Source organism: Methylobacterium cerastii, assembly GCF_022179125.1.
Classification (GTDB): domain Bacteria; phylum Pseudomonadota; class Alphaproteobacteria; order Rhizobiales; family Beijerinckiaceae; genus Methylobacterium; species Methylobacterium cerastii.
The window spans coordinates 1-12,600 of the sequence record NZ_BPQG01000035.1; the positions used below are offsets into that span (position 1 = coordinate 1).

The following is a 12,600-nucleotide window of genomic DNA, read 5'->3' on the forward strand; positions in this document are numbered from 1 at the left end:
GAGGAGACCGGCGCGGCGGCGAGCCAGGTGCTGGGCGCCGCCTCCGAGCTCTCGCGCCAGTCCGAGCACCTGGCGGCGGAAGTCGATCGCTTCCTCGCCACCGTCCGCGCCGCCTGAGCCGATCCTCCCCGTCATCCCGGGGCTGCGCGGCAGAGCCCGGGATCCAGAGCCGCCGACGGCGCAATCAGGAGAACGACCTGCGGTTCTGGATCCCGGGCTCGCCTCTGGCGCCCCGGGATGACGGCGAGGGTGCGAAAACGCGGGTTTTTGCGATCCGCGCCTTGCTTCGAACGAAGCCTCAGCCGCCCGCCTCAAGACGTTCCGTCCCACACCATTCGGCAACGAACAGCGCCATCGCCGTGGTGATGCGCTGGACGGAGCGCAGGCTGACGCGCTCGTCGAAACCGTGGATGTTCTCGCTGGCCGGGCCGTAGCAGAGCGCCGGCACCTGCTCGTAGAGGGCGTGCACCCGCGTATCGAGGTAGCAGGGCGCCATGATGCCGGTCAGCTCCGCTCCGGTCGCGCGGCGGTGGGCGGCGGCGAGCACGCCCTCCGCCTCCGAGCCCGGCTCCAGCACGTAGCCCTCGGCGAAGAACCCGTCGAAGGTGACCCGCGGCGGGGCGTCGGCGAGGAACGGGTCGGCGCGGGCGAAGGCGGCGACCGCCGCCTCCACCTCGGCGGCCGCGTCCGCCGCGCGCGTGCCGGGATAGAGCGCGATCCGGCAGCCGACGCGGCACCAGGCCGGCACCGACGAGTTCCAGTCGCCGCCCTCGATCCGGCCGACGTTGAGGTTGATCGGGTGCGCCACGTCCGAAAAGTGCGGCCGGCCGGCCCGGTCGGCGTTCCAGCGCCCCTCGAGGTCGCGCAACGCGCCGATCACCCGGTAGGTCGCGTCGATGGCGTTGGCGCCCGCGCCCATCGCGCGGACATGCACCGGCCGCCCGCGCACCTCGACCGTGAACCACAGCACGCCGGTGTTGGCCCGCACCAGAGCCTCGTCCATCGGCTCGGGGATCAGCACCGCGTCGGCGCGGTAGCCGTGCAGGTGCGCCGCGAGCGCGCCGTTGCCGGTGGATTCCTCCTCGACCACCGACAGGATCGTCACGGCGGCGGCGGGCTGCAGGCCGATCCGCCGCAGCGCGTCGAGGGCGAACAGGTTGGCCGCATGCCCCGCCTTCATGTCGGCGGCGCCGCGCCCGTATAGCCAGTCGCCGTCGATCACCGGATCGAAGGGCGGGTGCGTCCACAGGTCGAGGGGGCCGGGCGGCACCACGTCGACATGCGCCTGCAGGATCAGCGAGCGTCCGCCCACGCCCCGCGGCCGGTGGAGGCCCGCCACGATCGGCGCCTCGGAATGCCCGTCCGCGACCCTCGCCCCGCCGGGATGGCCCACGATCGCGGCGGCGTCGATGGCAAACCGCTCGGTCGCGTAGCCGCGGGCGCGAAACGCGCCGAGCACGAAGTCCTGAATCGCGTGCTCGGCGCCGCGGGTCGAGCCGAACCGCACCAGCGCCTGCGTGTGCGCGACCTGCTCGGCGAACCCGTGCGCGACGGAGGCCGCGATGCGGTCGGCGAGGGCGGGATCGAGGGGCATGCGAAGTCCTGCAGTCTCGCGGCGGAGCGCGGCCAGCCTACGCCGCCCAGTCGCCGCGACATAGGCGGTCCCCGAGGCGCAGGTGGGAACGGAGATTGGAATTGTTTGCACTTCCGTGCATCCTGTGGGCGAACCGGGTCCGCTCGCTGGAACAATAAAGCGGGACGCCCGGCCGTGGAGGAACCATGAACGAGATCGTCAAGCCGGATTCCCTGATCGTCGCCGAGGCCGAGAGCCTGACCGAGACCTTCTTCGGCGGCTGCCCGCACGACTGCCCGGACACCTGCTCGATGCTGTTCGAGGTGCGTGACGGCGAGTTGCTCGGCGTGCGGGGCAACCCGGACCACCCGATGACCCGCGGCACTCTCTGCGTGAAGCTGAAGGACTACGAGACGCGCCACTACCATCCCGACCGGCTGCTCTACCCGATGAAGCGGGTCGGCCCGAAGGGCTCCAAGCAGTTCGCGCGCATCACCTGGGACGAGGCGCTGGACACCATCGTCACCCGTTGGAAGGCGATCATCGACAGTCACGGCCCGCAGGCCATCGCGCCCTACAGCTACCTCGGCAACCAGGGCCTCGTGCACGGGCTGAACGGCGGCGACGCCTTCTTCAACCGCATGGGCGCCACCGTCACCGAGCGCACCTTCTGCGGCGAGGGCTCGTGCACGGCCTGGCTCCTCACCGTCGGCCCGACGGCGGGCCTCGACCCGGACAGCTACATCCACTCGAAGTACATCGTGATCTGGGCCTGCAACTCGGTCAGCACGAACCTGCACCATTGGGCCATCGTCAAGGACGCCCAGAAGAAGGGCGCCAAGGTCGTCGTGATCGACGCCTACGCCTCGCGCACCGCGAAGGCCGCCGACTGGCACATCGCGCCGAAGCCCGGCACCGACGGCGCGCTCGCCATGGCGCTGATCAATTCCATCATCGCCCAAGGCCTCGTCGACCAGGACTACGTCGACAATCACACGGTCGGCTTCGAGGAGCTGAAGGAGCGGGCGAGCACCCGCACGCCGGAATGGGCCGCCGCGATCACCGGCGTCTCGGCGGAAGACATCCGCACGCTCGCCCGCGAGATGGCGACCGAGCAGCCGGTCGGCATCCGCATGGGCGTGGCGCTGGAGCGGCATTACGGCGGCGGCCAGACCATCCGCGCCGTCACCTGCATCCCGGCGCTGACCGGCGCGTGGCGCCACGTCGGCGGCGGCGTCACCCAGTTCGGCGTGTGGGAGCACCCCTACAAGTTCGACGTGATGTGCCGGCCCGACCTGATCCCGGAGGGCACCCGCGTCGTCTCGAACCTGCAGATCGGGCGCGCGCTCACCGGCGAGCTGAAGCTCGACCCGCCGATCCTGTCGATGATGTGCTGGAACTCGAACCCCGTCACGCAGGCGCCCGAGACCGACAAGGTCGTCGAAGGGCTGATGCGCGAGGACCTGTTCATGGTCTCGGCCGAGCACTTCGTCTCCGACACGGCGTCCTACGCCGACATCCTGCTGCCGGCGACGATGGGCGCGGAGATGGAGGACATGATCCTCTCCTGGGGCCACCTTTATCTCACCTACAACACCAAGTGCGCGGACGCGCCCGGCGAGGCGATCCCGAACAACGAGATCTTCCGCCGGCTCGCGGCCCGGCTCGGCTTCGAGGAAGAGAACTTCAAGTGGACCGACACGGAGTGCCTGGAGCACTACGTCGACTGGAACGCCCCGGCCTGCGAGGGCATCGACCTCCAGTACATGCGCGAGCACGGCTTCGCCCGCCTGAAGGTCGGCACGCCGGACGACCGGGCGCCCCACCGCGAGGGCAACTTCCCGACGCCGACCGGCAAGTGCATGCTGAAGGTGGAGGGCGCCACGAACTTCGTCGCCCCGCCGTTCCGGCAGATGTACGAAGGCTTCCAGCCCGGCGAGGCGCTCGATCCGCTGCCCGACTACCTCGGCCCGCGGGAATCCCACACCAACGACCCGGAGCTCGCCAAGCGCTTCCCGCTCAACATCGTCTCGCCCAAGAGCCATTACTTCCTGAACTCCTGCTACGCGAACATGGAGGACAAGCAGAAGGGCCAGGGCGAGCAGTTCGTGATGATCAGCCAAGCCGACGCCGACGCCCGCGGCATCCGGGACGGCGACCGGGTGCGGGTCGCCAACGACCGCGGCGCGTTCAAGGGCGTGGCCCGCATCACCGACGACGTGAAGGCGGGCATCGTGGTCGCGACGCTGGGCTACTGGCGCCAGCTCAACGAGGGCACGGTCAACAGCATCTCGTCGGGCGCCTTCACCGACATGGGCCACGCGCCGTCCTTCTCGGACAACCTCGTCGAGGTCGCCCGGGCGAACTGACCGCGCCGAGCAGACGGCACGCGCAAGCGCCGCGCGGGGCGCGTGTCCTCGTGGCGTACGGTCTCGCATGTGGGCGCGGTGTGGGAAGCGGACGACGCGGCGGCTCGCACCGCAGGCTCCGCCTCCCTCCCCTAAGTCGTGCTCACCCCTTCGGCCGGTCCAGCTGCGCGATCAGCGCTTCGAGGCGTTCGCTCACCGGGGCGGAGAGGGTGTCGGCGTAGAGGTTGCGCAGGTTCTGGCCGAGGTGGCGGCGCACGCTCGGGTTCAGGGGTGGCTGCGCCTGCGGCGTCTCGCCCGGCCGGGACATCTGCGGCTTCGCCATCACCACCCGACCCTCACGCACGTTCGACACGGGGAGAATGGCAAAGCTTGGTTAAGGGCCCGTCACCGACGGGCGGCGACGCCGCGGAATCGGAACCGCCCGCGGCGGGGGCGTGTTTGCCGGATGAGACCCGTTCGACGCCTCGCCCCCGCCCAGAACCCCGGACCCCGCGTGCTCCTCCCCCGCCTCCTCTCAGCAGCCGCAGCCCTGGCGCTCGCGCTCGCCTGCACCCCCGGCCACGCCCAGACCAAGCCCGGCGACATCAAGGGCGTCGACGCGATGGGCGACAAGAGCCGCAGCGCCAACGACGGCTGGAGCCAGGCCCCCGTGCCGCGCGAGGAATCAGCGGCCAAGGATGCGCCCAACCCGGGCGGCAACTCCACGGCGGAGAACCGGGAGCGGAAGGTGCCGGGCGCCGACACCGGCTCCTCCTCGGGCACCGAGCCGCAGGCACCCCTCGACCACCGCACCCCGGGGCCGTCAGGACAGAACCCGGCCATTCCGTCGAAATAATTCCGGTTTCCGCTAGCGGATTGAACGAGCTGGTAAATCGTGCGTATTGCAGCGCGATATCCGCCCGATCTGTGTCACGGAACCGCACTTGCCTCGGGCCGGCAATCCTGGGAAGCATGCTGGAATTAGTCCAGCTCTGATCGGGATACTCGGATGACGATTCAGGTCTCACGGCGCGGCCTGCTGAAGGGTGGCGCCATCGCCCTCGCGGGTGGCTCCCTCGGCGCCCTCGGCTTCGGCGGCCTCGAGCCGGCGATGGCGGCGGCGGTCCGCCCCTTCAAGCTCGCGCAGATGCGCGAGACCCGTAACACCTGCCCCTACTGTTCGGTGGCCTGCGGCGTCATCCTCTACAGCCTCGGCGACAAGTCGAAGAACGCCCGCTCTGCGGTGATGCACGTCGAGGGCGACCCCGACCACCCGATCAACCGCGGCACGCTCTGCCCGAAGGGCTCGGCGCTGCTCGACTTCATCCAGGCCGAGACCCGGACGAAGTACCCGCTGCACCGCGAGGCCGGCTCCAAGGAGTTCAAGCGCGTCTCCTGGGACTTCGCCTTCGAGCGGATCGCCCGGCTGATGAAGGAGGATCGCGACAAGAACTTCGTGGCCAAGAACGGCGACCTCACGGTCAACCGCTGGACCACGATGGGCTTCCTCGGCGCCTCGGCGACCTCCAACGAGACCGCGTGGCTCACCTACAAGACGGTCCGAAGCATGGGGGCCCTGGTCTTCGATAACCAGGCCAGGGTTTGACACGGCCCATCGGTCGCCAGTCTGGCGCCCTCCTTCGGCCGCGGTGCGATGACCAACCTCTGGATGGACATCAAGCACGCGGACGTCATCACCGTCATGGGCGGCAACGCCGCTGAGGCGCACCCCTGCGGCTTCAAGTGGGTGGTCGAGGCCAAGGCCCACAACAACGCCAAGCTGATCGTCGTCGACCCGCGCTTCACCCGCACGGCGTCGGTGGCCGACCTGTACTGCCCGATCCGCCAGGGGACCGACATCGCGTTCCTGTCGGGCGTGACCAAGTACCTGCTCGACAACGACAAGCTGCAGCATCGCTACGTCGCGGCATATTCCAACGCCGGCTACGTCGTGCGCGAAGGCTACGACTTCCAGGACGGGCTGTTTGCCGGCTACGATCCCGAGAAGCGCGACTACGACAAGTCGACCTGGGACTACGAGATCGGTCCCGACGGGTACGCGGTCGTCGACGAGACGATGCAGCACCCGCGTTGCGTCATGCAGCTGCTGAAGAAGCACGTCGCGATCTACACGCCCGAGATGGTGTCGCGGATCTGCGGCTCGCCGCAGGAGCCCTTCCTCAAGGTCTGCGAGCTCATCGCCACGACCTCGACGCCCGACCGGACGATGGCTTCGCTCTATGCTCTCGGCTGGACGCACCACTCCAAGGGCTCGCAGAACATCCGCTCGATGTGCATCGTGCAGACGTTGCTCGGCAACATCGGCATGTTGGGTGGCGGCATGCAGGCCTTGCGCGGCCACTCCAACATCCAGGGGCTGACGGACCTCGGGCTGATGAGCAACCTCATCCCCGGCTACCTGAACATCCCGATCGAGAAGGAGCCGACCTACAAGGACTACGCGTCCAAGCGCGAGTTCAAGCCGCTGCGGCCGGGGCAGACCAGCTACTGGCAGAACTACAACAAGTTCTTCGTCTCGTTCCAGAAGGCGATGTGGGGCGAGAAGGCGACCAAGGAGAACGACTGGGCCTACGACTACCTGCCCAAGCTCGACGTGCCGACCTACGACGTGCTGCGCGGCTTCGAGCTGGCGAAGCAAGGCAAGATGACCGGGTACTTCATCCAGGGCTTCAATTGCCTGATGTCGTTCCCCAATCGCGCCAAGATGACGGAAGCCTTCTCCAAGATGAAGTTCATCGTGGTGATGGACCCGCTCAAGACCGAGACCGCGCGGTTCTGGGAGAACCACGGCGAGTACAACGACGTGGACACCGCCTCGATCCAGACCGAGGTGTTCGAGCTGCCGACCACGCTGTTCGCCGAGGAGGAGGGCTCGCTCTCCAACTCCAGCCGCTGGCTGCAATGGCACTGGCAGGCTCAGGACGCTCCGGGCGAGTGCAAGCCCGACATCGACATCATGGCGGGCATCTTCCTGCGCATGAAGGAGATGTATCAGAAGGAGGGCGGCGCCTTCCCGGACCCGATCGTCAACCTGACCTGGAACTACGCGATCGCCCACGAGCCAACGCCGACCGAGCTCGCTCGCGAGATGAACGGCTACACGCTCGCCCCGACGCCGGGCCTCGACGGGCAGACCCTGCCCGCCGGCCGCCAGGTCGACGGCTTCGCCCAGCTCAAGGACGACGGCACCACCGCCTGCGGCTGCTGGATCTACTCGGGCTGCTACACCGAGAAGGGCAACACCATGGCCCGCCGCGACAACGCGGATCCGGGCGACCGCGGCATCGCGCCGAACTGGGCCTTCGCCTGGCCGGCCAACCGCCGCGTGCTCTACAACCGCGCCTCGTGCGACCCGGAAGGGAAGCCGTGGTCGGAGAAGAAGAAGCTCATCGAGTGGAACGGCAAGCAGTGGGTCGGCTTCGACGTGCCGGACTACGGCGTCACCGTCGCCCCCGATAAGGGCGTCGGCCCGTTCATCCTCAACCAGGAGGGCGTCGCCCGCCTGTGGACCCGCGGCCTGATGCGCGACGGGCCGTTCCCGACGCACTACGAGCCGTTCGAGTCGCCGATGGCCAACATCCCGTTCCCGCGGGTGAAGGGCAATCCGGCGTCGCGGATCTTCAAGGACGACCTGGCCGACCTCGGCACCGCGGAAGAGTTCCCCTACGCGGCGACGAGCTACCGGCTGACCGAGCACTTCCATGGCTGGACCAAGCACGCCCGGATCAACGCGATCCTCCAGCCGGAGGCCTTCGTCGAGATCTCCGAGCAGCTCGCGAAGGAGAAGGGCATCGTGAAGGGCGGCTGGGTCCGGGTCTGGTCCAAGCGCGGCTCGCTCAAGGCCAAGGCCGTCGTCACCAAGCGCATCAAGCCGCTGATGTGCGACGGGAAGGCCGTCCACGTGGTCGGCATCCCGCAGCATTGGGGCTTCATGGGCCAGACGAAGAAGGGATGGCACCCGAACTCGCTCACCCCGGTGGTCGGCGACGCCAACACCGAGACGCCCGAGTTCAAGGCGTGGCTCGTCAACATCGAGCCGACGACGCCGCCGTCGGACGCGGTCGCGTAAGGGGAGCATCAGACAATGGCCGATTACAGCTCCCTCGACATCCGGCAGCGCTCCGCCTCCACGGAGACGCCGCCGGCCATCCGCTCCCACATGGAGGTCGCCAAACTCATCGACGTGTCGAAGTGCATCGGCTGCAAGGCCTGCCAGTCGGCCTGCGAGGAGTGGAACGACCTGCGGGACGACGTCGGCGTCAACGTCGGCGTCTACGACAACCCGCACGACCTCACGCCGAAGACGTGGACCCTGATGCGGTTCACGGAATACGAGAACGAGGCGACCAACAACCTCGAATGGCTGATCCGCAAGGACGGCTGCATGCACTGCACCGATCCGGGCTGCCTCAAGGCGTGCCCGTCCCCGGGCGCGATCGTGCAGTACTCCAACGGCATCGTCGACTTCATCGAGGAGAACTGCATCGGCTGCGGCTACTGCGTGAAGGGCTGCCCGTTCAACATCCCGCGCATCTCCGAGAAGGACCACAAGGCGTACAAGTGCACGCTGTGCTCGGACCGCGTGGCCGTCGGCCAAGCGCCCGCCTGCGCCAAGGCGTGCCCCACCGGCTCGATCATGTTCGGCACCAAGGCCGCGATGATCGAGCAGGCGCAGACCCGCGTGATCGACCTCAAGTCGCGCGGCTTCGAGCATGCCGGCCTGTACGACCCGGCCGGCGTCGGCGGCACGCACGTGATGTACGTGCTCCACCACGCCGACAAGCCGCAGCTCTATGCCGGCCTGCCGCTCGACCCGAAGATCTCGCCGCTGGTCGCCTTCTGGAAGGGCGGCGCCAAGGTGTTCGGGCTCGCCGCGATGGGCTTCGCTGCGGTCGCCGGCTTCTTCCACTACGTCACGGCGGGGCCGAACGAGGTCGTCGCCGAGGAAGAGGAAGAGGCGATCGAGTACGACCACGAGAAACGCCGTGGCGCCGAGGGCGGCGAGAACCGGCCGCACTGACGGAATCGAGGCGGCGCACATTCGCCGCCGCCTCGGGTCGAGATCGCCGGGACGCATCGGTGGCCGCGGGCGCGGCGACCGCCCGCGTCCCGGCTCCGTTTCGTGCCGCCATTCGAGAGAAGCAGATTCGATGACCGTTCACACCGACATCCGAGACGGCGACGCGCGCCCCCTGCGTGAGGTGCACGAGGCGCCCGAGGTGCTGTACGTCCCGCGCTACACCGGTCTGCAGCGGGTCAACCACTGGATCACCGCGATCCTGTTCACCCTGCTGACCCTCTCGGGCCTGGCGATGTTCACGCCCTACCTGTTCTCGCTCACCGGCATCTTCGGCGGCGGCCAGGCGACGCGGGCGATCCACCCGTGGTTCGGCGTGGCGCTGGCCGTCAGCTTCGCGCTGCTGTTCCTGCGGTTCTGGAAGCTCAACATCCCCAACAAGGACGACGTCGCCTGGTCGATGAAGATCGGCGACGTGGTGACCAACCGCGAGGACCGGCTGCCCGAGCTCGGTAAGTACAATGCCGGCCAGAAGGGCGTGTTCTGGGGTCAGACCGCCCTGATCGGGATCATGTTCGTCACCGGCCTGGTGATCTGGGACCAGTATTTCTACACCTACACCGTCATCGAGACGAAGCGCTGGGCGCTGCTGGCGCATTCACTGGCCGCGGTCATCGCCATCGCGATCATCGTCGTGCACATCTATGCCGGCATCTGGGTGCGCGGCACCGGCCGGGCGATGGTGCGCGGCACCGTCACCGGCGGCTGGGCCTATCGCCACCATCGCAAGTGGTTCCGGCAGATCGCCGGCGGCAAGCGCCAGCGCGGCTCCACCGACAAGCGCGGGCACTGACGCCTTGGCCCGTTTCTTCAAGCGCACCCCCGCGGCCGAGCCCGCGGGGCAAAATCCCGCGGGCGACGAAGCCGCCCAGGCCCCGAAACGCCCCAAGCTCCACGAGTTGCAGCCCGATCCGGACCGGATCGGCATCGCCGGCTCGGTGCCTTTCGTCCAGCTCCCCGTCCCCGCCGACCTGTTCGCGAACCGCGCCCTGCGCCTGCAGCGCCTCGCGCCCGACCACCCGATGGGCGGCTACCTCGACCTGCTCGCCCGCATCGCCACGGCGCAAGCCGCGGTTCAAGCCTCTCGCGCTGCGCGGGGCGTCCCGCCCGCCGAGCCCCATCCCGACGTGGCGATGCGGCTCGAGCACGGCATGCCGCCGATCTCCCGGCACACCCTCGAGGCGCCCGACGCCTTCCCCGCCTGCCTCGACGCGCTGCTCGACGCCCTCGACCTCGGCCCGGCGCCGCAGGCCGCCCACGACGCGGTGGCGGCGCTCCGTGCGGCCAGCGCGGACGAGCGCCTCGACCTCGGCATGCAGGTGTTCGAGGGCGCGTTCCCGGTGGCGCGCATGGCCGAATGCGTGTTCGTCGCGGCCGCCCTCCAGGTCTGCCTGTCGGAGGCCGCCGCCGGCCTCGACCGCACCGCCCTCAAGGCGGTGGCCGACGGCGTCTGCCCGTGTTGCGGCGGGGCGCCGGTGGCGAGCCTGATCGTCGCCTGGACTCCCGCCGACAAGGCGCGCTACCTCGCCTGCTCGCTCTGCGGCAGCCAGTGGAACCACGTTCGCATCCGCTGCACCGCCTGCGGCTCGGGCGAGGCGATCAGCTACCAGAGCCTCGACGAGGTCTCGAAGGACATCCAGGTCGAGACCTGCGGCACCTGCCACAGCTACATCAAGCACCTGCACCAGCACCGCGACCCCGTGCTCGACCCGGTGGCCGACGACGTCGCCTCCTACGGCCTCGACCTCAAGATCGTCGAGGAAGGGTTTCGCAAGTCGGGCCTGAACCCGCTCTTCGTGATCTGACGCGGTCTTTCGCGATCTGACGCGGTCTTGCGTGGCCCCGCGCCAAGCCCGCCTCGTGCGGCATGGCGCCCATCGCCGCGGGCCGGGGATCGATTGCGCGCAAGCCACGTTGTGGAGGCTCGGGGGCGTTCGCGTCCCGACCTCCATTTCAGGCCCGACCATGACCAGACTCGCCCTCGCCGCGGCGCTCGCCCTCGCCAGCCCCGCCCTCGCCCAGATGATCGAGACGCCGACGAGCACCACCGTGATCGTGCCGCCCGGCGCGCCGGGCGTCGTGACGCGTCAGACCAATTCGACCGGCGGGGACGCCGCCGCCACCTACTCGCCGACCGGCCGGGCCGCCGACGGCATCGCCACCGACTCGGCCGCCGCCGGCAACGCGGGCCAGCCATCGCGCATCGGCTCGACCGGCAGCAGCGGCGGCCGCTGAGCCATCGGTAGGACGGCGGGCTCCACGCCCGTCGGCTTTCAGGTCTGCATCCAGGAAGGCGCTCCGCCACGGCGGGGCGCCTTTCGCCGTTCGGGACCAGGCCGATTCAACGCCGACCCCGCGTCGCGAGCCTACGGATAGCCGTAGCGGCTCTTGGCGGCGGCGAGCAGGTGCAAGGCCTCGCCGTCGCGGCCGGCGGCGCAGGCCGCCGAGGCGTGGGCGAGGTCCGCGCTGAACCGGTCCCCGACCGGCTTGTTGAGGTTGCCCGTGGCGACGTCGCTGTCGACCACGGCTTGCGTCCGGCCGATCGCCGGGCCGCAGCCGGAGCCCTGCGGCAGAACCACGGGCGCGGGCGCCGCCGCCGCGACGATTGCGGGCGCCGCGGCCTTCTGCTGGCAGCCGGCGAGCGCGCCGGCGACGAGGAGGGCGGCGAGCGAAAATCCAGAGATCTTGGTCGGCACGGGCGGCTTTCCCTGATACGGCGCAGCGTGCGCCGGACGGTTTTTGAGCCCGCGCCGCCGGCCGGTCAATCGTTCGATGCGATCCGCCAGTGCGTCCGTGGATCGCCCAGTGGACGTGCGTCCCCCTCTCCCCGCACGCGGGGAGAGGGCCGCGACGACCCCGTCGTCGGCGCGGCGAGGCGGCAGCCGACGGTGAGGGGGCTTCGACGAGAGAGGCTCGTCCGTTCGCTCCCCCTCACCGCCGCTTCGGCTTCGCCTCCGCTTCCCGCAGGCACGACAAGGTGCCTGCGGGCCTCTCCCCGCGAGCGGGGAGAGGGGAAGCCCGAGCAGATCTTGTTTCGCCGGCTTACTTCGCCTTGTCGGCGATGGCCTTCAGGCCCGACTCGTAGATGCCGGAGATCGCGTCGGTGGCGACGGTGTCCGGGGCGCCCTTGGCGTTGAAGGTGCCGGTCCAGCTCAGCTTCGAGCCGGTGCCGTCCGGGGCGACCGAGAGGGTCGACTTGTAGTCGGAGACCGGCAGCGGGCCGGACAGGATCGTGTAGGTGTAGCTCATCACCTTGTCGTCGCGGGAGACCTGCTCCTCGACCAGCGTGCCGCCGCCCTTGAGCGAGAGGGTGCGGACCTTCATGCCGTCCTTCTCGGAGGGCGCGCACTTCTCGACCGCCGGGTGCCAGTCGCCGATGCCGCAGAAGTCGCCGATGGTCTGCCAGACCTTGGCGGGCGGGGTGGCGACGGTGGCGGTCTTCGCGACGTCGATGGCGTAGCCCGGCACCGTGCCGGCGACGAGCGCGAGGACGGGCAGAGCGAGGGTCCGGATCATGATGGGCGTCTCCGACGAAATGGCGGCGCGCGCCGGAGGACCCGGCGCCGACCCTCTTGGGGGCA

The 12,600-nt window shown here is 69.5% G+C and carries 11 protein-coding genes; 7 read left to right on the plus strand and 4 right to left on the minus strand.

All coding sequences use genetic code 11. The annotated features are described in order from the left end of the window. Window positions 1-298 precede the first annotated feature (298 nt). On the minus strand, window positions 299-1,594 hold the full coding sequence (locus MFF13_RS12180; protein ID WP_147832368.1) for an ArgE/DapE family deacylase: 1,296 nt from the start codon (window positions 1,592-1,594) through the stop codon (window positions 299-301). A gap of 185 nt (window positions 1,595-1,779) precedes the next feature. On the opposite strand from MFF13_RS12180, the gene MFF13_RS12185 reads away from it, so the two are divergent. Beyond that, window positions 1,780-3,942 carry a molybdopterin-containing oxidoreductase family protein gene (locus MFF13_RS12185; RefSeq protein WP_238272251.1) on the plus strand — a complete coding sequence of 721 codons (2,163 nt, stop codon included), beginning with the start codon at window positions 1,780-1,782 and terminating at the stop codon, window positions 3,940-3,942. Between the two features lie 142 nt (window positions 3,943-4,084). Here MFF13_RS12185 and MFF13_RS12190 read toward each other — a convergent pair whose 3' ends face one another. After that, window positions 4,085-4,264: a NepR family anti-sigma factor gene (locus MFF13_RS12190; RefSeq protein ID WP_147754839.1), complete on the minus strand. Its 180-nt coding sequence runs from the start codon at window positions 4,262-4,264 to the stop codon at window positions 4,085-4,087. A gap of 171 nt (window positions 4,265-4,435) precedes the next feature. On the opposite strand from MFF13_RS12190, the gene MFF13_RS12195 reads away from it, so the two are divergent. From MFF13_RS12195 to MFF13_RS12220, 6 genes are all read left to right on the plus strand, one after another. After that, window positions 4,436-4,777, plus strand: coding sequence for a hypothetical protein (locus MFF13_RS12195; RefSeq protein WP_238272252.1), 342 nt, complete (start codon window positions 4,436-4,438; stop codon window positions 4,775-4,777). Between the two features lie 153 nt (window positions 4,778-4,930). Then, window positions 4,931-8,011 (plus strand): formate dehydrogenase-N subunit alpha, encoded by a 3,081-nt coding sequence (fdnG, locus tag MFF13_RS12200; protein ID WP_238272253.1) that lies wholly within the window; start codon window positions 4,931-4,933, stop codon window positions 8,009-8,011. A 15-nt stretch (window positions 8,012-8,026) separates the two neighbouring features. Then, window positions 8,027-8,962, plus strand: coding sequence for a formate dehydrogenase subunit beta (fdxH, locus tag MFF13_RS12205; RefSeq protein WP_147753877.1), 936 nt, complete (start codon window positions 8,027-8,029; stop codon window positions 8,960-8,962). A 130-nt stretch (window positions 8,963-9,092) separates the two neighbouring features. Continuing rightward, complete coding sequence (locus MFF13_RS12210; protein ID WP_147764735.1) at window positions 9,093-9,812, plus strand: formate dehydrogenase subunit gamma; 720 nt, start codon at window positions 9,093-9,095, stop codon at window positions 9,810-9,812. Window positions 9,813-9,816: 4 nt separating this feature from the next. Continuing rightward, on the plus strand, window positions 9,817-10,824 hold the full coding sequence (gene fdhE / locus MFF13_RS12215) for a formate dehydrogenase accessory protein FdhE (protein ID WP_238272254.1): 1,008 nt from the start codon (window positions 9,817-9,819) through the stop codon (window positions 10,822-10,824). 160 nt (window positions 10,825-10,984) lie between these two features. Further along, window positions 10,985-11,254: a hypothetical protein gene (locus MFF13_RS12220; RefSeq protein WP_238272255.1), complete on the plus strand. Its 270-nt coding sequence runs from the start codon at window positions 10,985-10,987 to the stop codon at window positions 11,252-11,254. 131 nt (window positions 11,255-11,385) lie between these two features. On the opposite strand, the gene MFF13_RS12225 is transcribed toward MFF13_RS12220, so the two are convergent. Both MFF13_RS12225 and MFF13_RS12230 read right to left on the minus strand, forming a co-directional pair. Beyond that, on the minus strand, window positions 11,386-11,715 hold the full coding sequence (locus MFF13_RS12225) for a hypothetical protein (RefSeq protein WP_147753873.1): 330 nt from the start codon (window positions 11,713-11,715) through the stop codon (window positions 11,386-11,388). A gap of 346 nt (window positions 11,716-12,061) precedes the next feature. Beyond that, on the minus strand, window positions 12,062-12,535 hold the full coding sequence (locus MFF13_RS12230) for an SRPBCC family protein (RefSeq protein WP_147830899.1): 474 nt from the start codon (window positions 12,533-12,535) through the stop codon (window positions 12,062-12,064). Window positions 12,536-12,600: the final 65 nt, after the last annotated feature.